A 22,196-nucleotide genomic window follows, 5' to 3' on the forward strand; every position below is an offset into this window, starting at 1 on the left:
GCAATAACGTGACTGATCATGGTTTTGCCTGCGCTTTTTGCGTAAGCTGTGCCAGTCTTTTTATCGGAAGAGGTTGTACAAAATTATGACATCGCTGGTCGTTCCTGGTCTGGATACGTTGCGTCAATGGCTCGATGACCTGGGGATGAGTTTTTTTGAATGTGATAACTGTCAGGCGCTACATCTGCCGCATATGCAGAATTTTGACGGTGTCTTTGATGCCAAAATCGACCTGATTGATAACACGATCCTGTTTTCTGCCATGGCGGAAGTCAGACCTTCAGCCGTGTTGCCGCTGGCGGCGGATTTGTCGGCCATCAATGCCAGTTCGCTGACTGTGAAAGCATTTCTTGATATGCAGGATGATAATCTGCCAAAGCTGGTGGTTTGCCAGTCTTTATCCGTTATGCAGGGCGTAACCTATGAACAATTTGCATGGTTCGTACGCCAGAGTGAAGAGCAGATTTCGATGGTCATCCTTGAAGCCAATGCCCATCAACTGCTGTTGCCGACTGACGATGAAGGGCAAAATAACGTTACCGAAAACTATTTCCTTCACTGATAACTCTTTTTGAGCACGCAGTCGCTGCCACAGTGACTGCGCATTATAATATTTCCTGCTAAATTTAACCTTCCATTAAAGATTTTTTCACTTGTCTTATGCCGAATTTGCTTTATCACATAGAGCAAATGCGCATAAAAATTTGTTAAATACTGTTTTTTAATTACAGCTATAGTTTCAAACCCTGGCTAAAGTTATTCTTGCGAGGCTTTTATATAGCGAGCAATGCTGGCCGGGAGAGAGTTCTCTTTTCTTGCGCCGCGCCGATAAAAAAATATGCACGTTTATTGCATATCTTTCAGTGTGACAACTTTTGTTCGTTTGTTAACGAACTTTCAGAAGGAAAGAGATATGACCGCCTTAAATAAAAAATGGCTATCGGGTCTGGTTGCAGGTGCTCTGATGGCCGTCTCTGTCGGCACGCTCGCGGCTGAACAAAAAACACTCCACATCTATAACTGGTCTGATTATATCGCCCCGGATACAGTGGCAAATTTTGAAAAAGAGACGGGTATAAAAGTCGTCTACGATGTTTTCGATTCCAACGAAGTATTGGAAGGCAAGTTAATGGCGGGGAGCACCGGCTTTGATCTTGTCGTTCCATCAGCCAGTTTTCTTGAACGCCAGCTGACTGCTGGTGTATTCCAGCCGTTGGATAAAAGCAAATTGCCAGAATGGAAGAATCTCGATCCAGAACTGCTGAAGCTGGTGGCAAAACACGATCCCGACAATAAATTTGCCATGCCGTATATGTGGGCGACCACCGGAATTGGCTATAACGTCGATAAAGTCAAAGCGGTATTGGGCGAAAACGCGCCCGTCGATAGCTGGGACTTGATCCTCAAACCGGAAAATCTGGAAAAACTGAAAAGCTGCGGTGTCTCTTTCCTTGACGCGCCGGAAGAAGTTTTTGCTACCGTGCTGAATTATCTCGGCAAAGATCCCAACAGCACCAAAGCGGATGATTACACTGGCCCGGCAACCGATCTGCTGTTAAAGCTGCGTCCAAATATTCGTTATTTCCATTCATCTCAATACATTAACGATCTGGCAAACGGCGATATTTGCGTCGCTATTGGCTGGGCGGGCGATGTGTGGCAGGCGTCTAACCGCGCGAAAGAAGCGAAAAACGGTGTGAATGTCTCTTTCTCGATTCCGAAAGAAGGGGCGATGGCATTCTTTGATGTATTCGCCATGCCTGCGGATGCCAAAAATAAAGACGAAGCTTATCAGTTCCTGAATTATCTGCTGCGTCCGGATGTGGTCGCGCATATCTCCGACCATGTGTTCTATGCTAACGCCAATAAAGCAGCCACGCCGCTGGTGAGTGCGGAAGTCCGTGATAACCCAGGAATTTACCCGCCTGCGGACGTTCGCGCCAAAATGTTCACACTACAAGTGCAGGATCCAAAAATCGATCGAGTGCGCACTCGCGCCTGGACCAAAGTGAAGAGCGGAAAATAATCTGCTGTTGTAGATGCCGGACGGGTGCACCACACCCGCCGGCAATTCGCACCATCATGGTGCGCTTGCACACATTCAATGCCGGAGAGCAGCCGTGAATGACGCTATCCCTCGCCCGCAGGCGAAAAGTCGTAAGTCGCTGACACCACTATTAGAAATCCGTAATTTGACCAAATCCTACGATGGTCAACATGCGGTCGATGATGTCAGTCTGACCATTTATAAAGGCGAAATCTTTGCACTGCTGGGCGCATCCGGCTGTGGTAAATCCACGCTGCTACGTATGCTGGCAGGTTTTGAACAACCTTCTGCCGGGCAGATTATGCTTGATGGCGTCGACCTGTCACGGGTTCCTTCTTATCTACGCCCCATCAATATGATGTTTCAGTCTTACGCGTTGTTTCCCCATATGACCGTGGAACAGAACATCGCCTTTGGCCTGAAGCAGGACAAATTGCCAAAAGCGGAAATTGCCAGCCGGGTCAACGAGATGCTCGGACTGGTACATATGCAGGAGTTCGCCAAACGCAAACCGCATCAGCTTTCCGGTGGCCAACGCCAGCGTGTGGCCCTGGCCCGAAGCCTTGCCAAGCGCCCAAAACTATTACTGCTCGACGAACCGATGGGCGCGCTGGATAAAAAATTGCGTGACCGGATGCAGCTTGAAGTGGTGGATATTCTGGAGCGTGTCGGCGTGACCTGCGTAATGGTGACTCACGATCAGGAAGAGGCGATGACCATGGCGGGGCGTATCGCCATTATGAATCGCGGGAAATTTGTTCAGATTGGCGAGCCGGAAGAGATTTACGAGCATCCGACTACCCGCTACAGCGCCGAGTTTATTGGTTCAGTCAACGTCTTTGAAGGGCTACTAAAAGAGCGTCAGGAAGACGGCCTGTTGCTCGATTCACCGGGGCTGGTCCATCCGCTGAAAGTCGATCCGCTGGCGTCAGTGGTCGATAACGTGCCGGTACATGTGGCGCTGCGACCGGAAAAAATCATGCTTTGCGAGGAGCCGCCCGCCAATGGTTGTAACTTCGCGGTGGGGGAGGTGATACACATTGCCTATCTCGGCGATCTTTCGGTGTATCACGTTCGACTGAAAAGCGGGCAGATGATTAGCGCCCAGCTACAAAACGCGCATCGTCACCGCAAAGGGCTACCGACCTGGGGTGATGAAGTTCGTTTATGTTGGGAAGTGGACAGTTGTGTGGTGCTGACGGTTTAAGGAGCAAAGATGAGTACACTTGAACCTCCTGTCCAGCCGGGCGGGTTAAAACAGTGGCTTACGCAGTGGCAGATGAAGCACGGGCGCAAACTGGTGATTGCCCTGCCGTATATCTGGTTAATTTTGCTATTCCTGCTGCCATTTCTGATTGTCTTTAAAATAAGCCTTGCAGAGATGGCGCGAGCCATTCCGCCTTATACCGAACTGATGGAGTGGGCCGACGGGCAACTGTCAATCACCCTCAATCTTGGTAATTTCCTGCAACTTACCGACGATCCGCTCTATTTCGATGCTTATCTCCAGTCGTTACAGGTGGCAGCGATTTCGACCATCTGCTGCTTATTGCTTGGCTACCCGCTGGCGTGGGCGGTGGCGCACAGTAAACCCTCGACCCGCAATATCTTATTGCTGCTGGTGATCCTGCCGTCGTGGACCTCGTTTCTGATCCGCGTTTATGCCTGGATGGGAATATTAAAAAACAATGGCGTGCTGAATAACTTCCTGCTGTGGCTGGGCGTTATCGATCAACCACTGACCATTCTGCATACCAACCTGGCGGTCTATATTGGCATTGTTTACGCCTATGTGCCGTTTATGGTGCTGCCAATCTACACCGCGTTGATGCGTATTGATTATTCGCTGGTGGAAGCGGCACTGGATCTCGGTGCACGACCGCTGAAAACGTTCTTTACCGTGATCGTGCCACTCACCAAAGGCGGAATTATTGCCGGATCGATGTTGGTCTTTATTCCTGCGGTTGGCGAGTTTGTGATCCCGGAACTGCTCGGCGGTCCGGATAGCATCATGATTGGCCGCGTGCTGTGGCAGGAGTTCTTCAATAACCGTGACTGGCCTGTCGCCTCGGCAGTGGCGATTATCATGTTGTTGCTGCTAATCGTGCCTATTATGTGGTTCCACAAGTATCAGCAAAAAAGTGTGGGAGAACACGGATGAATAATTTACCGGTCGTTCGTTCGCCCTGGCGGATTGTGATTTTGCTGCTGGGCTTCACCTTTCTTTATGCGCCAATGCTGATGCTGGTTATCTATTCATTTAACAGCTCGAAGCTGGTGACGGTGTGGGCGGGCTGGTCAACGCGTTGGTACGGTGAGTTATTGCGCGATGACGCAATGATGAGTGCGGTTGGTTTAAGCCTGACAATTGCTGCCTGTGCGGCGACGGCGGCGGCGATCCTCGGGACTATTGCGGCGGTGGTGCTGGTGCGTTTTGGCAGGTTTCGCGGATCAAATGGTTTTGCCTTTATGATCACCGCGCCGCTGGTGATGCCAGATGTGATCACGGGCTTGTCGCTGTTGTTGTTGTTCGTCGCGCTTGCTCATGCCATTGGCTGGCCTGCGGATCGCGGTATGCTCACCATCTGGCTGGCGCATGTCACTTTCTGTACGGCTTATGTGGCAGTCGTTATTTCGTCGCGTCTGCGGGAACTGGATCGATCGATAGAAGAAGCGGCGATGGATCTCGGTGCGATGCCGCTGAAAGTGTTTTTCGTCATTACGCTACCGATGATTATGCCGGCGATCATTTCTGGCTGGTTACTGGCTTTTACTTTGTCGCTTGATGATCTGGTTATTGCCAGCTTTGTTTCCGGGCCGGGAGCCACCACGTTACCGATGCTGGTCTTCTCCAGCGTGCGGATGGGGGTGAATCCAGAAATTAACGCACTTGCAACGTTAATTCTCGGTGCGGTCGGAATTGTCGGATTTATCGCCTGGTATCTGATGGCTCGCGCAGAAAAGCAGCGGATACGCGATATCCAGCGTGCAAGACGTGGCTGAAGACACTAAAATTTGCCAACCTGGCTACATAATGCCGCGCATGTCGCGGCATTGTTTTCATGGAAGACGAATCGTTGGGATTTTTTAAGAAAACATCTTCATCACATGCTCGCCTGAATGTGCCTGCGCTGGTGCAGGTGGCGGCGCTCGCCATTATTATGATCCGTGGCCTCGACGTGTTGATGATTTTCAATACATTAGGCGTGCGCGGTATTGGCGAGTTCATTCATCGCAGCGTACAAACCTGGAGTTTAACGCTGGTCTTTTTAAGCAGTCTGGCGCTGGTTTTTATTGAGGTCTGGTGTGCGTTTTCGCTGGTGAAAGGGCGTCGCTGGGCGCGCTGGCTGTATCTGCTGACACAAATCACGGCCGCCAGTTACTTGTGGGCGGCTTCGCTGGGTTATGGTTATCCGGAGTTGTTCAGCATTCCCGGTGAATCAAAACGTGAAATCTTCCATAGTCTGATGCTGCAGAAGCTGCCGGATATGCTCATCCTGATGCTGCTGTTCGTTCCCTCGACCAGTCGGCGGTTCTTCCAGTTGCAATAATGTGTATAATCGTCGCCCCTGATGATGTGAAGGTCAATGTATGCAGTGCGCACTTTACGACGCGGGTCGCTGTCGTTCCTGTCAGTGGATAACGCAGCCGATACCACAGCAACTCTCCGCTAAAACCGCCGATCTTAAGAATCTGCTGGCCGATTTTCCGGTTGAGGAATGGTGCGCGCCGGTGTCTGGCCCGAAACAAGGGTTTCGTAATAAAGCCAAAATGGTGGTGAGTGGCAGTGTTGAAAAACCACGGCTCGGAATGCTGCATCGCGACGGCACGCCGGAAGATCTTTGCGATTGCCCGCTTTATCCTGCCTCATTTGCGCCCGTTTTTGCGGTGCTAAAACCGTTTATCGCCCGTGCGGGGTTAACGCCCTACAACGTGGCGCGTAAGCGTGGCGAACTGAAATACATTCTGCTGACTGAAAGCCAGAGTGATGGCGGCATGATGCTGCGCTTTGTACTGCGTTCTGAAACCAAACTGGCACAACTGCGTAAGGCATTGCCGTGGTTACAGGCACAATTGCCGCAGCTGAAAGTCATTACCGTCAATATTCAGCCGGTACATATGGCGATTATGGAAGGGGAGACGGAGATCTACCTGACGGAACAACAGTCGCTGGGAGAGCGTTTTAACGATGTGCCGCTGTGGATCCGCCCGCAAAGTTTCTTCCAGACTAATCCGGCGGTCGCCAGCCAGCTGTATGCCACCGCGCGCGACTGGGTACGGCAGCTGCCGGTTAAACATATGTGGGATCTGTTCTGCGGCGTGGGTGGTTTTGGTTTACACTGCGCGACGGCTGACATGCAGTTAACCGGGATCGAAATTGCGCCAGAAGCCATTGCCTGTGCGAAGCAGTCAGCCGCTGAACTGGGCTTAACGCGTCTGCAATTTCAGGCGCTGGATTCCACTCAGTTTGCCACCGCTCAGGGGGCGGTGCCGGAGCTGGTGCTGGTTAACCCGCCGCGCCGGGGCATTGGTAAACCGCTGTGTGATTATCTCTCAACGATGGCACCACGTTTTATCATTTACTCCAGCTGTAACGCTCAAACCATGGCCAAAGATATTCGCGAACTGCCTGGTTATCGCATTGAGCGGGTACAGCTTTTTGATATGTTCCCGCACACCGCGCACTATGAAGTGCTGACGCTGCTGGTGAAGCAATAAAAAAGCCGCAGGTGCGGCTTCAGATTGCTGATCAGGTGCGCTTTGTTCATGCCGGATGCGGCGTGAACGCCTTATCCGGCCTACAAAATCATGCTAAATCAATACATTGCAGAGTTGATGTGGTCCTGATAAGCGTAGCGCATCAGGCAATCTTACTTTTATCATCAGTCTCAATTACTGCGGGAACCACTGATCGCTGATTTTCTTATACGTGCCATCCGCTTTAATTGCTGCCAGCGCGTTATTCAGTTTTTCCAGCAGAGCTTTGTTATCAGGACGTACAGCGATACCCAGGCCGGTGCCGAAGTACTGCGGATCGGTCACTTTTTCAGTAGCAACGCCCAGTTGCGGATTGGTTTTCAGCCATTCGTTCACCACCGCGGTGTCACCAAATACCCCATCAATACGGCCATTTTTCAGATCGATAAAGGCATTCTGATAACTGTCATAGGAGACAGTTTTCACTTCCGGATGCTGATCCTGAATATATTTCTGGTGCGTGGTGCCGTTTTCCATCCCAATGCGTTTGCCTTTCAGATCGGCAAACGTTTTGTAGGTATCTTTTTTGGCAATTACGACGGCTGAGTTTTCATAGTAGGGCGTGGTAAACGATACCTGCTTGCTACGCTCTGGCGTGATATCCATACCGGAGATAACGGCGTCATATTTTCTGAATTTCAGCGACGGGATCAGGCTGTCGAACGCGTGATTAGTAAAAGTACATTCTGCCTGCATTTGTTTGCACAAGGCTTTTGCCAGGTCGATATCAAAGCCGACAATCTGGTTATTGGCATCCATCGACTCGAACGGAGGATAGGTCGCTGATACGCCAAAATTGATTTTCTCCACGGCAGAAGCGCCGAACGTACAGGATGCAAGTAAAGCGGCAAGAACTAACTTTTTCATGATGGAACTCCCGTCTGTCAATCTTATGATTTTTGGCCGTGTCTGCGGCATGGATTAACAATGCCATTAAGTGAATTTATATGCAATAAATATGATTAAATAATTTAATTGGTATAAAAAAAGACGGACAACTTAGTGGGTTGTCCGTCTTTATTATAATAATTTATGCACTATGTGGGTTCTGTGCTGGTGTCTGATGCGACGCTGGCGCGTCTTATCAGACCTACAAATCATCCAGCTAATGTAGGCCGGATAAGGCGTTTACGCCGCATCCGGCATCAGCACGCAGCCATATCAATTCCGTCGCTCAAACGCCAGCGCTTTACGCTCGATCAGGCGCATCATCAGCGTCAGCAGGCCGTTAACGATCAGGTAAATAATCCCCGCCGCGCCAAATACCATCACATCGTAGGTGCGCCCGTACAACAACTGGCTGTAACCCATCACTTCCATCAGCGTAATGGTGTAAGCCAGAGAGGTACTTTTGAACACCAGCACCACTTCGTTGGAATACGAAGAGAGTGAGCGTTTAAAGGCATACGGCAGCAGGATCGCCAGCGTGTCTTTTTTGCTCATTCCCAGGGCGCTACAGGATTGCCATTGACCTTCCGGGATCGCGCGGATCGCGCCGTAAAACAGTTGCGTGGTATACGCCGCACTGTTCAGCGACAACGCAATCAGTGCACACAGCCACGGTTCTGACAGTAAATGCCACAGTGCCGGATATTCCTGCAACGTCGGGAACTGGCCCGGCCCGTAATAAATCAGGAAGATCTGCACCAACAGCGGCGTACCGGTAAACAGCGTGATATAACCCCGCACCAGCCATACCAGCACTGGCGTTTTCAGCGTCAGAATGATGGTAAAAATTAACGCCAGAATCAGCGCTACAATCAGCGAGGCAACGGTTAGCGTCAGGCTGGTGTGCAGCCCTTTCATCAGTTCGGGTAAATACTCAAACATTAGCTGGGCCTCCGCTCAAAACGTGTCGCGCGCAGGTCAATGCGTTTGAGAATGTACTGACTCAATAGAGTAATCACCAGGTAAATCGCCGCCGCCACAATGTACCAGGTAAATGGTTCCTGGGTACGGGTAGCGATGCTTTTGGTTTGTAGCATTAAATCATTCACACTAATCAAACTGACCAGCGCGGTATCTTTCAGCAGCACCAGCCACTGGTTACCGAGGCCAGGCAACGCATGACGCCACATCTGCGGCATCACCAGGCGGAAAAAAATAGCCGATTTCGACAGCCCCAGCGCCTGACCGGATTCCCACTGGCCAACTGGCACCGCTTTTAATGCACCGCGCAGCGTTTGCGAGGCATAGGCGGCATACAACAGCGACAGAGCGATGACACCACAAAGGAACGGGCTAACGTCGAAGTTCTCGATGTCCATCTGCACCGGGATCTGTACAATCCCAAGATTGATGGTGAAGCCATCCGAAAGCGTCAGCAGCAGCTGTGAGGAGCCAAAATAGATAAACAGCACCACCAGAATTTCTGGCAGGCCGCGCAGAACCGTCACCAGCGCCGAACCTGCCCACGCGACAGGACGCCATTTTGCTGACTCCCATACCGCAAAGAACATCGCCAGCGCCAGTCCGACAATCAATGCACAAACGGCAAGGCCGACGGTCATCCCGGCGGCGCTTGCTAAAGGGAAAAATTCATTCATCAGGAATTACTTCTGGAACCATTTGTTGTAGATGGTTTCGTAAGTGCCATCTTTCTTCACTTTTTCCAGCGCAGTGTTGAGTTTCTGCTGCAGCTCAGTATTGCCCTGACGTACCGCGATGCCGAGGCCAGTACCGAAGTAATCTTTGTCGGTCACTTTGTCGCCCACTGCCGCCAGTTTCGGGTTATCTTTCAGCCATTCGGTGACTACCGCGGTGTCACCGAATACGCCGTCGATACGACCGTTTTGCAGATCCAGTTTTGCGTTCTGGTAGCTGTCATACGGAACTGTGGTGATTTCCGGGTGCTTATCCATAATGAACTTCTGGTGCGTCGTCCCGTTCTGAACCCCGACTTTTTTGCCTTTCAGCTGATCAACGCTGGTGTATTTACCCTGCTGACCCACAAACAGTGCGGAGTTGTCATAGTACGGGGTGGTAAACAGCACCTGCTTTTCACGCTCCGGAGTGATATCCATGCCCGCCATCACTGCTTCTACGCGACGGAATTTCAAGCTTGGGATCAGGCTGTCAAACGCCTGGTTAGAGAAAGTGCAGGTTGCGTCAATCTCTTTACACAGCGCCTGTGCCAGGTCGACGTCAAAACCGACGATCTGGTTATTCGCATCCATCGATTCAAACGGAGGATAAGAGGCTTCGGTAGCAAAACGAATGGTTTCGGCAGCTGTGGCGGAAAGACTAAAACCTGCAATTAGCGCGGCAATCAGAACTTTTTTCATTGTTGTTATCCCGAATCTTAGTGAGAGAGATAGTTTTTAAATGCTTCGGTTTGCGGCTCGGTAAAGCAGCTCGCATCGCCTTGTTCTACGATGTGACCGTTTTCCATATACACCACACGGCTGGCGGTTTTACGCGCCACTTCAACTTCGTGGGTGACGATCACCTGGGTAATATTCGTTTCCGCCAGCTCACGAATAATGCTGACGATTTGTGCGGTAATTTCCGGATCCAGCGCGGCGGTCGGTTCATCAAACAGCAGTACCTGCGGTTCCATCATCAGCGCGCGGGCGATAGCGACACGTTGTTGCTGACCACCAGACAGGTGCAGCGGGTAACGATCGCTATAAGGTTTGAGACGCAGACGTTCCAGCAGTTTTTCTGCACGGGCCAGTGCCTGATCTTTACTCAACCCCAGCACGCGGCAGGGCGCTTCAATCAGGTTTTGCTGTACCGTCAGATGCGGCCATAGGTTGTATTGCTGAAACACCATCCCGACGTTACGACGCAGCTCGCGGATCGCTTTGTCAGATGGCGTTTTAGTGAAATCGAAATGGTTGCCTGCGATGTTGAGCGTACCGGAGCGCGGCATCTCTAGCAGATTGAGTACACGCAGCAGCGAGCTTTTCCCCGCGCCGCTGGGGCCAAGTAACACCAGCGTTTCGCCTTGCGGGCAATCCAGCGTGATATCGAACAGCGCCTGATGCGCGCCGTAGAAGCAATTAATGCCGTTTAATTGAATACTCATTGACACTCGTATACTGGCAGTCGGATAGCTATTGAAGTCGAAGATAGTACCTTTGACAGAATAATTATGCAATATTTCTGCTTTAAAAGTTAAAAGCAAAGCGCATTATTCAATAAACATAGCACAAAATAACGGCGGCGAAGGGCGGCGAGCATAAATGTCGGCATTCTTCACAGAATGCCAGACAATTTATGGAGGTTATCGTTTAATCAAGGTTTTAGCGGTTCTCAACGGACTGGCGCAGAGTGCCGGCAGGTGCGTGTACGTTGCCACCTAAATAGCGTACATCGTCGATCACCCAACACTGTCCTTCCTGAATCATCAGCACTTCATCCTGCCAGCTCTGGTCGCCTTGTTTCAGATTCACCCGCAGCGGAATATTGCGCGCATCGCGATTTGGGATGGTCGAGGCGCTGGCAACTTGTGCGCTGTCAGGCAAAGTGGTGCGACTGGAGAACGGATCGCTGCTTAATAATTCACGATGGCTGTTATCGCGGCTGGCATTACTCAGCAAAGTTGCCAGTTTGTCACTTAAATATGGACGCAGAGCGGTAATGTCGTTACTGCGGTGCGAAATGCGGTAGTCATAAAACTGCTGGGCCACGCTGTCAGGTCCGCCCTGAACGCAAGATCCCGTACGGGGGCCATTATCTTTATAGGCAGGCGTGACGGTGGTACAAGCACTGAGTAACAGTGCGCAAGGGATAAGCATAGTCAATTTGCTGTAGCGCATAATGATTTCCTTATAAGCGAACACCTTGAAAGCGTTCTACGATAATAATGATATCCTTTCAATAATAGCGTATCAGTCCGATAATGCTTTGAAGATCGAAGGCTTAGCAAACAAGGAGATCGATCATGCAATTTTCCACAACCCCAACACTTGAAGGCCAGACCATCGTTGAATATTGCGGTGTGGTGACCGGCGAAGCGATTTTAGGCGCTAACATTTTTCGCGATTTCTTTGCGGGGATCCGCGATATCGTTGGCGGACGTTCCGGTGCGTATGAAAAAGAACTGCGTAAAGCGCGGGAGATAGCCTTTGAGGAACTTGGTGAGCAGGCGCGAGCGCTGGGGGCTGACGCCGTGGTCGGCATTGATATCGACTACGAAACGGTCGGGCAAAACGGCAGTATGCTGATGGTTAGCGTCAGCGGAACGGCGGTGAAAACGCGTCGATGAGCAGAGTCTTCTGGCTGGTTGCCGCAGCTTTGTTCCTGGCTGGGTGTGCAGGCGAAAAAGGAATTGTCGAGAAAGATGGATACCAGCTTGATACCCGACGCCAGGCGCAGGCGGCGTATCCGCGCATTAAAGTGCTGGTGATCCACTACACCGCAGAGGACTTTGATACGTCACTGGCGACACTGACCGATAAGCACGTAAGTTCGCATTACCTGGTTCCTGCCGAGCCACCACTTTACAACGGCAAGCCGCGTATCTGGCAACTGGTACCGGAACAGGAACTGGCCTGGCATGCGGGGATTAGCGCCTGGCGCGGGGCAACGCGCCTTAACGACACCTCTATAGGTATTGAGCTGGAAAATCGCGGCTGGAAAACATCAGCGGGGGTGAAATATTTTGCGCCATTTGAACCGACACAAATTCAGGCGCTCATTCCACTGGCGAAGGATATTATCGCCCGCTATCACATCAAACCGGAAAACGTAGTGGCTCATGCAGATATTGCGCCGCAGCGCAAAGATGATCCCGGGCCATTATTTCCCTGGCAGCAACTGGCACAAGAGGGGATTGGTGCCTGGCCTGATGCGCAGCGGGTGAACTTTTATCTTGCCGGGCGCGCGCCGCACACACCGGTAGATACCGCCTCATTGCTGGAACTGTTGGCCCGTTACGGCTATGACGTGAAACCAGAAATGACTCCTGGCGAACAGCAACGAGTGATTATGGCGTTCCAGATGCACTTCCGCCCGACGTTATATAACGGCGAAGCGGATGCAGAAACTCTGGCAATTGCACAAGCGTTGCTGGAGAAATACGGTCAGGATTAGCGCGGCAGTTTTCCGTGGTCGCGTAACCAGGCGGCAGTTTTCTCGATCCCTTCATCCAGCGTGATGACAGGCTGATAACCTAACTCTTCCTGTGCACGCGTAATATCCAGCGTAAAGTCAAAATTCAACTTGGAGACGCCGTAGTGGGTTAGCGGCGGCTCTTTCGCTGATTTGCGGCCTAAACGCTCCATGCTGCGGGCGATCATATCCAGCATCGGGTAGGGAATTGAACGAATACGACAATCAATATTCAGTTCGTCGATGAGCTTCTGCACGATGCTGCGCAGTGTACGATGCTCACCATTGGTAATGTTGTATGCCCTGCCGGACGGCAGTTTGTCGCAGTTTTCCTGGCTCGCCAGCCACATGGCATGCACGGCATTTTCGTAGTAGGTCATATCGACCAGCGCACTGCCGCCGTGCGGTAACAGAATGCTGCCGTAGTGGTGCATCATATGCGCCAGGCGGGGGATGAACACTTTATCGTGCGGTCCGAACAGACTTTGTGGACGCAGAATAGTAAAGCGTGTTTGTGGATTCGCCTGCGAAAGCATATTAATCACTTCTTCGCTGGCAGCTTTGCTGCGGGCAAACTCGTTAGCGAAGCGGTGAGGGCGAAAATCTTCTTTGATATCCCGGTGGTGATGATAGTCGAAGTACAGTGAAGGCGAAGAAATATGAATAAAGTTACGCACTCCCCAGGCAACAGCCCATTCGCCCAGGCGACGCGTAGCGCGAACGTTGGCCAGGTCGAAAGCCTGCTGCGTTCCCCACGGCGAGGTAAAGCTGGAGCAGTGCCACAGCGTATCAATGCCTGCGAGCATCACTTTAGCCTGCGATGAGACAAGTTCGGTCAGATCCGCCCGGACAAACTCGGCACCCATTTTTTCCAGCAATTTGCCCATCGCTTCGTTGCGACCGGTCGCTCTCACGCTGATGCCTTTCTGGCATAAAAATTCAACCGCGTTTCGACCTAAGCCGCTGGTAGCGCCGGTAACCAGTACCTTCATATCATTCCACTGTTGTTGATAAGACGACGTGCGCATTCTTTCGTGATTTCCCCCTTGATGCAATGGGAAACATGAAAGAATCACGCAGGTTTTTTTCGATTAATCTGTGATTTGTTCTGCAAGTCTGGCGATTCGTTTTGCCATACCGCGAAAAATAAACAGATGCGCAGGGATCATGAAAAGCCAGTAAAACAGGCCTGGCATGCCGTGCGGATGCCAGAAAGCGCGAACGTCTATGGTGCGGTAGTTGCCTTTATCCTCCAGCGTAAAACAAAGCCGCCCCAGTCCCGGTGCTTTCATACCAAATAACAACGTAAGTTGTTTTTCCGCTTCAACGACAATCACTTTCCAGCTATCTACCGCATCTCCCGTCTGCAAATATTCCCGCTCAGGGCGACCTTTCGCCACTTTATGACCGATCGCGCGGTCCATTAGCGCCCGGGTCTGCCACAAAATATTGCCAAAGAAATAACGTTCTTTACCGCCGATTTGATTGACTACCCGCCATAGCGCGTGAAGGCTGGCGGACGTTTTAACCGTAAAACCGGCTTGTTTGGCGAAGTAACCGTATTCTGGTCGCCAGCGAGCAAAAGCCTGCGCGTCATATCCCCAGTCGCTGGAGTTGACCAGTTTTTCTTCCTCTTTCAATGTGCGACGTACCGCATCATCGAAAGCGATCAGCGGTTGTGGAATGAGTGCACGTAATGCGGTGTCATCTGCCAGCAGATCGTGTTTCAGCCCCTGAATCAACGCTTTGGCGGTGGTGGGCGGTACGGAAGTAATCACATTGAGAAACCACACCGAAATCCAGCGGGTCGGAAAGGGGATGGGGATCAACCAGCGGCGCTTACCGCTCACGGTCATAAAATGTTCAAATTGTTGTTGATAACTGAGCACCTCTGGCCCGGCGGCTTCGAAGACCCGATGTTCGCAGGCCGGATGATCTAACAGTGCCACCAGATAGTGCAGCAGGTTTTCCAGCGCGATGGGCGTGGTGCGTGAACGTACCCAGCGTGGCGGCGTTAATACCGGCAGGTTGTAGACCATATCGCGCATCACTTCAAACGCCGCTGAACCTGCACCAACGATAATTCCGGCGCGCAATTCAGTAATCGGCACACCGGCTTCTCGCAAAATATCCGCCGTGGCCTGACGGGCGCGCAGATGATCCGACTGCTCATGTGGCGGAGCCTGCAACGAGCTGAGAAAGATTAATTGCTTAACTGGCACTTCGCGCAGCGCATCACGGACGTTGAGAGCCACCTGACGCTCCTGAGCGATAAAATCGCCGCCTTCGCCCATGCTGTGCACCAGAAAATAGACGGTATCGATATCCTGCAACAGGGCCGGAAGGTTATCCGGCCAGCTGAGATCGACTTTATGACAACTGACGTTTGCCAGTTGCAGCTTTGCAAGCCTGTCGACATGACGTGCCGCCGCCAGGATCTGATACCCTTGCTGGCTGAGTGTACGCACCAGATGCTGACCAATGTAGCCACTGGCACCGAGAACTAAAATGCGTTGCGGCACGTCTCTCTCCTTAACGCGCCAGGAATGCGCGCCAGTGGGCGGCGACTTCAGCCAGTTGCTCGCGTGAGACGTCGAGATGGGTCACCAGGCGGACGATCGGCGAGGCGTTAATCAGCACGTTTCTCGCTTTCATGTATTCGCCTAACGCGGCAGCATTTTCTTCCCCGACACGAACAAACAGCATATTGGTGTCCTGACGCATCACATCTGCGCCTGCTTCACGCAACTGCTCCGCCATCCAGGCGGCGTTATCGTGGTCTTCCTGCAGCCTCGCGACGTTATTTTCCAGCGCATACATCCCGGCGGCTGCCAGAATCCCGGACTGGCGCATCCCGCCGCCGGTCATTTTCCGCCAGCGGATGGCACGTTTAATGTAGTCACGGTTACCGACCAGTAACGAACCGACTGGCGTACCAAGACCTTTCGACAGACAAATGGTGAACGAATCACAATATTGCGTGATCTCTTTCAGTTCGCAGCCATAAGCCACGATGGCGTTAAAGATGCGCGCACCGTCAACATGCAGCGCCAGATTGCGCTCACGGGTAAATTCCCATGCTTCTTTCAGGTATTCACGCGGCAGCACTTTGCCGTTGTGGGTGTTTTCGAGACTGAGCAATTTGGTGCGGGCGAAGTGAATATCGTCGGGTTTGATTTTCATCGCCACTTTATCCAGCGGTAACGTGCCGTTGGCGTCAGCGTCGATGGGTTGCGGTTGAATACTGCCCAGCACTGCTGCGCCACCGGCTTCAAACAGATAGTTATGCGCCGCCTGACCGACAATATACTCTTCGCCGCGTTCGCAGTGACTGAGCAGAGCGACCAGGTTGGCCTGAGTGCCGGTAGGCAGAAAAATGGCGGCTTCTTTACCGGAAAGCTCTGCCGCATAGTCCTGCAGAGCATTAACGGTAGGGTCGTCTCCGTAAACGTCGTCCCCAACCGGGGCGGCCATCATCGCGTCGAGCATGGCGCGGCTCGGTCGGGTAACGGTATCACTGCGTAAATCAATCATGGCATGTCCTTATTATGACGGGAAATGCCACCCTTTTTACCTTAGCCAGTTCGTTTTCGCCAGTTCGATTACTTCATCGCCGCGTCCACTGATGATTGCGCGCAGCATATACAGGCTAAAACCTTTTGCCTGTTCGAGTTTGATCTGCGGTGGAATGGCTAATTCTTCTTTGGCAACCACCACATCCACCAGCACCGGACCGTCGATGGAGAAAGCGCGTTGCAGGGCTTCATCGACTTCAGAGGCTTTTTCCAAGCGAATACCCGTAATGCCGCACGCTTCGGCAATGCGGGCAAAGTTGGTGTCGTGTAGTTCGGTGCCGTCAGTCAAATAACCACCAGCTTTCATCTCCATCGCCACAAAGCCCAGTACGCTGTTGTTAAAGACGATAATTTTCACTGGCAGCTTCATCTGCACTACCGAGAGGAAATCGCCCATCAACATGCTAAAACCGCCATCGCCGCACATGGCGACCACCTGGCGTTCTGGCTCGCTTGCCTGCGCGCCCAGCGCCTGTGGCATGGCGTTAGCCATCGAACCGTGGTTAAACGAACCTAACAAGCGACGCTTGCCGTTCATTTTCAGATAACGTGCCGCCCATACCGTAGGTGTGCCAACGTCACAGGTAAAGATGGCGTCATCGGCGGCAAAATGACTAATTTGCTGCGCCAGATATTGCGGGTGAATGGCTTTCTCGCTCGGTTTAGCTAAATCGTCCAGCCCTTTACGGGCATCGCGGTAATCTTCCAGCGCTTTATCCAGAAACTTGCGATCGGTTTTTTCTTCCACCAGTGGCAGCAATGCGCGCAGGGTTGATTTGATATCGCCGACCAGCGCCATATCTACCTTGCTATGCGCGCCGATGCTGGCTGGGTTGATATCAATCTGAATAATTTTGGCATCGGTCGGGTAGAAGGCGCGGTAGGGAAATTGTGTGCCGAGCAGCACTAAGGTGTCGGCATTCATCATAGTGTGAAAACCTGACGAGAAGCCGATTAATCCCGTCATTCCGACATCATACGGATTATCGTATTCGACATGCTCTTTGCCGCGCAGGGCATGAATAATAGGCGCTTTAATTTTCCCGGCAAACTCAACTAACTCTTTATGCGCCCCCGCGCAGCCGCTGCCACACATCAGGGCGATATTGCTGGAATAACGCAGCAGTTGCGCCAGTTTGCGTAACTCTTCTTCTTCCGGTGTTATGACTGGCTGTGGCGCATGATACCAGTGCGTGGTCGCCCCTTCTGGTGCAGGTTTTAGCGCCACGTCGCCCGGTAACACGACAACGGAAACGCCACGGTTAAGCACCGCTTTGCGCATGGCAATCGCCAGCACTTGTGGGATCTGCTCCGGGCTGGAAACCAGCTCGCAATAGTGACTACATTCGCGGAATAACTCTTGCGGGTGGGTTTCCTGGAAATAGCCGCTGCCAATTTCGCTGGAAGGGATATGGGCGGCAATCGCCAGTACCGGAACGTGATTACGGTGGCAATCGAACAGGCCGTTGATTAAGTGCAGGTTGCCGGGGCCGCACGATCCGGCACAGACCGCCAGTTCTCCTGAAAGTTGTGCTTCAGCGCCAGCGGCAAAGGCAGCCACTTCTTCATGGCGGGTAGGCATCCACTCGATGGTGCCCATGCGATTAAGACTGTCACTAAGACCGTTCAGTGAGTCACCCGTGACTCCCCAGATGCGTTTTACGCCTGCTGATTCGAGTGTTTTGGCGATATAAGCTGCAACCGTTTGTTTCATGGTTTTCCGTCTCCTGAATGTGATAACGGTAACAAGTTTAGTTCATCTGACGGAGGGGGAAGGGATGGGAGAAAAAGGAGGCACTAACGGTTAAACAGCCCGATGACAGGAATATCATCGGGCATAAGGTGATTACGCGAGAACCAAATCCCCCTGCGGATGGCAGGAGCAGGCCAGTACGTAACCTTCAGCGATTTCGGCGTCGGTCAGCGTCATTGTGCTGCTCACCGTATATTCACCGGAAACCACTTTCGTCTTACAGCAGCCGCAAACACCCGCACGACAGGCGGCGACAACCGGAACTTTATTGCTTTCCAGTGCTTCCAGCAGCGTGGTGCCAACCGGAGCGTAAAATTCTTGCGCCGGTTGCAGTTTGGTGTATTTCAGACCGCTGGTCGCCGCTTCCGCCACTGGCGTAAAGAATTTCTCTTTAAAGAAACGCGTCACGCCGAGCGCCTTCACTTCCTGTTCCACCCAATCCATATACGGTGCCGGACCACAAGTCATCACGGTACGTGAGGCTAAATCAGGAACGCTTGCCAGCAGTTCACGAGTCAGGCGTCCGGCAACGAACCCCTCGGTAACGTTATTTTCCGCCACCAGTGTTACCGGATAATGACGCCACTCATCGGCGAAAATTACATCCTGCGGCGTACGCACGTTGTAGATCACCTGCACATCGGCCTGCGGACGGTTTTTCGCCAGCCAGCGACGCATCGACATAATTGGCGTAACGCCGCAGCCTGCCGCCAGCAACAGGAATTTATCTTCTGCTTTATCGTCGCAGGTAAATTCCCCCATCGCGTCCGAAAGCCAGAGATAGTCACCGCGTTTTACATCGCGGGTCAGCCACTGGGAGCCAACACCGTCATCAATCCGCCGCACGGTCAGTGTGATGTATTCACTCACGCCTGGCGTGGAGGAAATGGTGTAAGCACGCAGCGTTTCTGCTGAGTTACGCACGCTGACCAGCGCATATTGCCCGGCGCGATATGGGTAGTAATCGTGGCAAATCAGGGAAATCGTCCACACATCCGGCGTTTCTTGCGTAATGTGATGAACCTGCATCCGCCACGGGCATTGATTCGTTGGCATCGTCATCGACAAACTCCTTACGCGCTCAACAGTTGCTTCATGTCTTCTTCAACAGTGGTGATAGAACGCAGGCCGAATTTCTCGTTCAGCACCGCCAGCAGATCTGGTGTCAGGAAACCAGGTGCAGTCGGGCCGGTGACGATATTTTTCACGCCCAGAGAAAGCAGTGTCAGTAGAATGACAATCGCTTTCTGTTCAAACCAGGAGAGCACCAGCGACAGCGGCAGATCATTCACCCCACAGCCCAGTTTTTCTGCCAGAGTGACAGCCAGAATAATCGCTGAGTAAGCATCGTTACACTGACCAGCATCCACCAGACGCGGCAGACCTTCGATATCGCCAAATTCAAGTTTGTTAAAGCGATATTTACCACAGGCGAGAGTCAGGATCAGGCAGTCATCCGGCACGCTGGTGGCGAAATCGGTGAAGTAGTGACGTTCGCCGCGTGCGCCGTCACAGCCACCAAGCAGGAAGATATGACGCAGTTTTTCACGGCTTACCAGATCAATCAGTGTATCTGCTGCGCCAAGCAGCGTCTGGCGACCAAAGCCCACGGTGATCAGGTGCGGAATTTCGCTGTACGGGAAGCCTGCCATTTGTTGCGCCTGGGCAATGACCGCAGAGAAATCTTCGCCATCCAGATGACGCACGCCCGGCCAGCCAACGATGCTGCGGGTCCAGATACGATCGTCATAAGCCCCTACGGTTGGATCGATGATGCAGTTCGAAGTCATCACGATAGGGCCAGGGAAGCGAGCGAACTCCACTTGCTGATTCTGCCAGCCGCTGCCGTAGTTACCGACCAGATGCTTGAATTTACGCAGCTCTGGGTAGCCGTGAGCAGGCAGCATTTCGCCGTGGGTGTAGACATTAACGCCCGTACCTTCGGTCTGTTCCAGCAGGTTGTAGAGATCTTTGAGATCGTGACCGGAAATCAGGATACATTTGCCCGCCGTCGCTTTGACGTTGACCTGGGTTGGCGTCGGGTGACCGTATTTACCGGTTTCGCCTGCATCCAGAATGCTCATCACTTTGAAGTTCATCTGGCCGATTTCCATTGAACACTCAAGAAGCGCGTTCATATCGGCAGGCCAGGTCCCCAGCCACGCCATGATTTTATGGTACTGGGCGTAAATATCGTTGTCGTATTGACCGAGAACGTGGGCGTGTTCCATATAGGCCGCCGCACCTTTCAGGCCATACAGACACAGCAGACGCAGGCCGAGAATGTTTTCGCCAATCGCGGCTTTATCTTTATTTGGCGTAAATTCAGCTGCCTGACGTTGCAGTTCGCCGAGATCATCGCTCACCAGTTGCAGGTCAGCCATCGGGTTATCGACGCAGGCGTTGGCATCTACAGCCAGGCATTGTGCTTTCAGCGCCTCGCGCAGGGCAATCGCTTCACGAGCGTAGCCGACAATACGCGGAGAATCGAAGTTAACGTTGGTCAGGGTTGAGAAAAATGCGCGCGGCGCGAAGCTGTCTACATCGTGGTTGATAATGCCGTATTCACGCGCTTTTAAAGCCCAGGCAGAAAGCCCCTGCAGCGCCGCGATGAGTAAATCCTGAAGGTCAGAGGTTTCCGCCGTTTTACCACACATCCCCTGCGCGTATGAGCAGCCGTTTCCTGCCGGAGTACGGATAGTTTGTTCACATTGCACACAAAACATGATCACACCTTTTAAAGTTATATTTAATATACATGTTTAAGGTTAAGTCGCTTAACGCGGGGATAAAAGGGATTTTTCATGCAACTTTAAGGGAGATTGATTTAGCGCAATTTTGGCGGCAGGGATCTACCGCCAGAGAGGTATTATGCGGAGAAAAAGGCGATGAGGATCGGCACTAACAGGCTGAGAATAAAACCGTGAACAATCGCTGCCGGGACCATATCCAGCCCACCTGTACGCTGAAGAACGGGCAGGGTGAAATCCATTGATGTGGCACCGCATAAGCCCAGTGCAGTAGAGCGGCTACGGCGAATCAGGCCAGGGATCAACATAATGGCGATCAACTCACGCGCTAAATCATTGAAGAACGCCGCGCTCCCGATTACCGGACCAAAAGATTCGGTCAACAAAATACCGGAAAGAGAATACCAGCCGAAACCGGAGGCCATTGCCAGCGCGGTATTGATGGGGAGATCAAGAATAAAGGCGTTAATTAAACCGCCAATTAATGAACTGGCAACCACCACCACGGCGACAATCATTCCCCGGCGATTAAGGACAATCTGCTTTAAGGTCATGCCATTATTGCGCAACTGAATACCGACGAGGAAAAGTAACAGAATTAACGTGTATTCGCTGGCTTCGGTAGCGTGCTGTAAAAAACCTAATCCGCTAAGGCCAATAGCAAAACCAATCACCACGACGCCACACAGTTTCAGCGATTCCAGTGCCATCGCAATACGCGACGGCAATTTCTCTTGCTGGTGGCTATTGCGCCACGGCAAACCGCGTTCCAGCCACAGCAAGGCGACAATATTGCACAGTAAAATAATGGTAATACTGACAGCGGAATAATGCAGAATCGCCAACAGGTTACTGGCGAGATTATCGAGAAACGCCAGACTGATACCCATAAAAAAGAGAATGAGATAAACCATCCAGCTTAATAGCTGATTAATGCGTTTTAACGCAGCTTTTTGGCGAAGTGGAATGAGGTAACCCACAATCAGGGGAACCAGAATGATTAACAGCCCAGAAAACATGAAAACCCAGTCCTTGCAAAGAAGAAGTCGAAATGCGCGATGACACACTACTGAAAGCGGAAGGACGAGTAAAGTTGCAATTAAAAGGAAATGTTATGCATCAGAGGGGGATTTTTAATTCTCTATGAGTGTTTAGCATTGTTGAGCTCCTTTCATGTGCAATGCCATATAAAGCCACTGGCGCAGGGAGCACGCAGGGGGCGGCCAATCGCCGCCGCCCCCTGCACCCCCGGGCTC

The 22,196-nt window shown here is 52.0% G+C and carries 22 protein-coding genes and 1 pseudogene; 10 read left to right on the forward strand and 13 right to left on the reverse strand.

The window, feature by feature from the left end:
• Window positions 1–85: 85 nt before the first annotated feature.
• The 8 genes and pseudogenes from D9738_RS09250 to D9738_RS25415 all read left to right on the forward strand — a co-directional run.
• Window positions 86–562, forward strand: coding sequence for a YbjN domain-containing protein (locus D9738_RS09250; protein WP_000203025.1), 477 nt, complete (start codon window positions 86–88; stop codon window positions 560–562).
• A 351-nt stretch (window positions 563–913) separates the two neighbouring features.
• Window positions 914–2,026 (forward strand): spermidine/putrescine ABC transporter substrate-binding protein PotF, encoded by a 1,113-nt coding sequence (potF, locus tag D9738_RS09255; RefSeq protein WP_130205213.1) that lies wholly within the window; start codon window positions 914–916, stop codon window positions 2,024–2,026.
• 94 nt (window positions 2,027–2,120) lie between these two features.
• On the forward strand, window positions 2,121–3,254 hold the full coding sequence (gene potG / locus D9738_RS09260) for a putrescine ABC transporter ATP-binding subunit PotG (protein WP_130260053.1): 1,134 nt from the start codon (window positions 2,121–2,123) through the stop codon (window positions 3,252–3,254).
• A gap of 9 nt (window positions 3,255–3,263) precedes the next feature.
• The gene (gene potH, locus D9738_RS09265) at window positions 3,264–4,208 is read left to right on the forward strand and encodes a putrescine ABC transporter permease PotH (RefSeq protein ID WP_130205217.1); all 945 of its coding nucleotides are present in this window, start codon (window positions 3,264–3,266) and stop codon (window positions 4,206–4,208) included.
• Complete coding sequence (potI, locus tag D9738_RS09270) at window positions 4,205–5,050, forward strand: putrescine ABC transporter permease PotI (protein ID WP_130258187.1); 846 nt, start codon at window positions 4,205–4,207, stop codon at window positions 5,048–5,050. The genes potH and potI overlap by 4 nt, the downstream gene beginning before the upstream one ends.
• A 59-nt stretch (window positions 5,051–5,109) precedes the next feature.
• Entirely contained in the window at window positions 5,110–5,598 is a 489-nt protein-coding gene (locus D9738_RS09275) for a YbjO family protein (RefSeq protein ID WP_130260054.1), read from the forward strand.
• A 40-nt stretch (window positions 5,599–5,638) separates the two neighbouring features.
• Window positions 5,639–6,766, forward strand: a complete 1,128-nt coding sequence (gene rlmC / locus D9738_RS09280) for a 23S rRNA (uracil(747)-C(5))-methyltransferase RlmC (RefSeq protein WP_130260055.1) — start codon at window positions 5,639–5,641, stop codon at window positions 6,764–6,766.
• A 50-nt stretch (window positions 6,767–6,816) separates the two neighbouring features.
• Window positions 6,817–6,915: pseudogene (locus D9738_RS25415) on the forward strand (hypothetical protein); the annotation flags it as partial.
• 25 nt (window positions 6,916–6,940) lie between these two features.
• On the opposite strand, the gene artJ reads toward D9738_RS25415, so the two are convergent.
• The 6 genes from artJ to D9738_RS09310 form a co-directional block, all read right to left on the reverse strand.
• On the reverse strand, window positions 6,941–7,672 hold the full coding sequence (artJ, locus tag D9738_RS09285; RefSeq protein WP_130260056.1) for an arginine ABC transporter substrate-binding protein ArtJ: 732 nt from the start codon (window positions 7,670–7,672) through the stop codon (window positions 6,941–6,943).
• A 294-nt stretch (window positions 7,673–7,966) separates the two neighbouring features.
• Window positions 7,967–8,635, reverse strand: a complete 669-nt coding sequence (gene artM, locus D9738_RS09290) for an arginine ABC transporter permease ArtM (RefSeq protein ID WP_000464489.1) — start codon at window positions 8,633–8,635, stop codon at window positions 7,967–7,969.
• Window positions 8,635–9,351 (reverse strand): arginine ABC transporter permease ArtQ, encoded by a 717-nt coding sequence (artQ, locus tag D9738_RS09295; RefSeq protein ID WP_130205229.1) that lies wholly within the window; start codon window positions 9,349–9,351, stop codon window positions 8,635–8,637. Before artQ ends, artM begins: the two co-directional genes overlap by 1 nt.
• A gap of 6 nt (window positions 9,352–9,357) precedes the next feature.
• Window positions 9,358–10,089: an arginine ABC transporter substrate-binding protein ArtI gene (gene artI, locus D9738_RS09300; RefSeq protein WP_130222141.1), complete on the reverse strand. Its 732-nt coding sequence runs from the start codon at window positions 10,087–10,089 to the stop codon at window positions 9,358–9,360.
• A 17-nt stretch (window positions 10,090–10,106) separates the two neighbouring features.
• Window positions 10,107–10,835: an arginine ABC transporter ATP-binding protein ArtP gene (gene artP / locus D9738_RS09305; protein WP_000027211.1), complete on the reverse strand. Its 729-nt coding sequence runs from the start codon at window positions 10,833–10,835 to the stop codon at window positions 10,107–10,109.
• Between the two features lie 217 nt (window positions 10,836–11,052).
• Complete coding sequence (locus D9738_RS09310; RefSeq protein WP_130260057.1) at window positions 11,053–11,568, reverse strand: lipoprotein; 516 nt, start codon at window positions 11,566–11,568, stop codon at window positions 11,053–11,055.
• Between the two features lie 125 nt (window positions 11,569–11,693).
• Here D9738_RS09310 and D9738_RS09315 point away from each other — a divergent pair, with 125 nt between their 5' ends.
• Both D9738_RS09315 and D9738_RS09320 read left to right on the forward strand, forming a co-directional pair.
• Window positions 11,694–12,017, forward strand: a complete 324-nt coding sequence (locus D9738_RS09315; RefSeq protein WP_001160732.1) for a heavy metal-binding domain-containing protein — start codon at window positions 11,694–11,696, stop codon at window positions 12,015–12,017.
• Window positions 12,014–12,844, forward strand: a complete 831-nt coding sequence (locus D9738_RS09320; RefSeq protein ID WP_130260058.1) for an N-acetylmuramoyl-L-alanine amidase — start codon at window positions 12,014–12,016, stop codon at window positions 12,842–12,844. The genes D9738_RS09315 and D9738_RS09320 overlap by 4 nt, the downstream gene beginning before the upstream one ends.
• Here D9738_RS09320 and D9738_RS09325 read toward each other — a convergent pair.
• From D9738_RS09325 to lysO, 7 genes are all read right to left on the reverse strand, one after another.
• Entirely contained in the window at window positions 12,841–13,854 is a 1,014-nt protein-coding gene (locus D9738_RS09325; RefSeq protein WP_130260063.1) for an NAD(P)-dependent oxidoreductase, read from the reverse strand. The genes D9738_RS09320 and D9738_RS09325 overlap by 4 nt on opposite strands.
• Before the next feature lie 99 nt (window positions 13,855–13,953).
• Window positions 13,954–15,384, reverse strand: a complete 1,431-nt coding sequence (locus D9738_RS09330; protein WP_130260059.1) for an SDR family oxidoreductase — start codon at window positions 15,382–15,384, stop codon at window positions 13,954–13,956.
• 10 nt (window positions 15,385–15,394) lie between these two features.
• A complete protein-coding gene (ltaE, locus tag D9738_RS09335; RefSeq protein ID WP_130260060.1) occupies window positions 15,395–16,396 on the reverse strand; it encodes a low-specificity L-threonine aldolase in 1,002 nt (333 codons plus the stop codon).
• A gap of 36 nt (window positions 16,397–16,432) precedes the next feature.
• Window positions 16,433–18,151: a ubiquinone-dependent pyruvate dehydrogenase gene (gene poxB, locus D9738_RS09340; protein ID WP_130260061.1), complete on the reverse strand. Its 1,719-nt coding sequence runs from the start codon at window positions 18,149–18,151 to the stop codon at window positions 16,433–16,435.
• Window positions 18,152–18,283: 132 nt separating this feature from the next.
• The gene (gene hcr / locus D9738_RS09345; RefSeq protein WP_130260062.1) at window positions 18,284–19,252 is read right to left on the reverse strand and encodes an NADH oxidoreductase; all 969 of its coding nucleotides are present in this window, start codon (window positions 19,250–19,252) and stop codon (window positions 18,284–18,286) included.
• An 11-nt stretch (window positions 19,253–19,263) separates the two neighbouring features.
• Window positions 19,264–20,916, reverse strand: coding sequence for a hydroxylamine reductase (gene hcp, locus D9738_RS09350; protein WP_130205243.1), 1,653 nt, complete (start codon window positions 20,914–20,916; stop codon window positions 19,264–19,266).
• A 143-nt stretch (window positions 20,917–21,059) separates the two neighbouring features.
• Window positions 21,060–21,959 carry an L-lysine exporter LysO gene (gene lysO / locus D9738_RS09355; RefSeq protein ID WP_130205245.1) on the reverse strand — a complete coding sequence of 300 codons (900 nt, stop codon included), beginning with the start codon at window positions 21,957–21,959 and terminating at the stop codon, window positions 21,060–21,062.
• Window positions 21,960–22,196 lie beyond the last annotated feature (237 nt).

This window comes from Escherichia sp. E10V5, assembly GCF_004212315.1.
In the GTDB taxonomy this organism is placed as follows: domain Bacteria; phylum Pseudomonadota; class Gammaproteobacteria; order Enterobacterales; family Enterobacteriaceae; genus Escherichia.

Coding starts and splice junctions, on each gene's coding strand:
- hcp (WP_130205243.1), bottom strand. CDS start 20,916: ATGTTTTGTGTGCAATGTGAACAAACTATCCGTACTCCGGCAGGAAAC.
- artM (WP_000464489.1), bottom strand. CDS start 8,635: ATGTTTGAGTATTTACCCGAACTGATGAAAGGGCTGCACACCAGCCTG.
- artI (WP_130222141.1), bottom strand. CDS start 10,089: ATGAAAAAAGTTCTGATTGCCGCGCTAATTGCAGGTTTTAGTCTTTCC.
- potI (WP_130258187.1), top strand. CDS start 4,205: ATGAATAATTTACCGGTCGTTCGTTCGCCCTGGCGGATTGTGATTTTG.
- lysO (WP_130205245.1), bottom strand. CDS start 21,959: ATGTTTTCTGGGCTGTTAATCATTCTGGTTCCCCTGATTGTGGGTTAC.
- artJ (WP_130260056.1), bottom strand. CDS start 7,672: ATGAAAAAGTTAGTTCTTGCCGCTTTACTTGCATCCTGTACGTTCGGC.
- D9738_RS09310 (WP_130260057.1), bottom strand. CDS start 11,568: ATGCGCTACAGCAAATTGACTATGCTTATCCCTTGCGCACTGTTACTC.
- artP (WP_000027211.1), bottom strand. CDS start 10,835: ATGAGTATTCAATTAAACGGCATTAATTGCTTCTACGGCGCGCATCAG.
- poxB (WP_130260061.1), bottom strand. CDS start 18,151: ATGAAACAAACGGTTGCAGCTTATATCGCCAAAACACTCGAATCAGCA.
- ltaE (WP_130260060.1), bottom strand. CDS start 16,396: ATGATTGATTTACGCAGTGATACCGTTACCCGACCGAGCCGCGCCATG.
- D9738_RS09315 (WP_001160732.1), top strand. CDS start 11,694: ATGCAATTTTCCACAACCCCAACACTTGAAGGCCAGACCATCGTTGAA.
- D9738_RS09275 (WP_130260054.1), top strand. CDS start 5,110: ATGGAAGACGAATCGTTGGGATTTTTTAAGAAAACATCTTCATCACAT.
- D9738_RS09320 (WP_130260058.1), top strand. CDS start 12,014: ATGAGCAGAGTCTTCTGGCTGGTTGCCGCAGCTTTGTTCCTGGCTGGG.
- rlmC (WP_130260055.1), top strand. CDS start 5,639: ATGCAGTGCGCACTTTACGACGCGGGTCGCTGTCGTTCCTGTCAGTGG.
- potF (WP_130205213.1), top strand. CDS start 914: ATGACCGCCTTAAATAAAAAATGGCTATCGGGTCTGGTTGCAGGTGCT.
- potH (WP_130205217.1), top strand. CDS start 3,264: ATGAGTACACTTGAACCTCCTGTCCAGCCGGGCGGGTTAAAACAGTGG.
- D9738_RS09325 (WP_130260063.1), bottom strand. CDS start 13,854: ATGAAGGTACTGGTTACCGGCGCTACCAGCGGCTTAGGTCGAAACGCG.
- D9738_RS09250 (WP_000203025.1), top strand. CDS start 86: ATGACATCGCTGGTCGTTCCTGGTCTGGATACGTTGCGTCAATGGCTC.
- hcr (WP_130260062.1), bottom strand. CDS start 19,252: ATGACGATGCCAACGAATCAATGCCCGTGGCGGATGCAGGTTCATCAC.
- artQ (WP_130205229.1), bottom strand. CDS start 9,351: ATGAATGAATTTTTCCCTTTAGCAAGCGCCGCCGGGATGACCGTCGGC.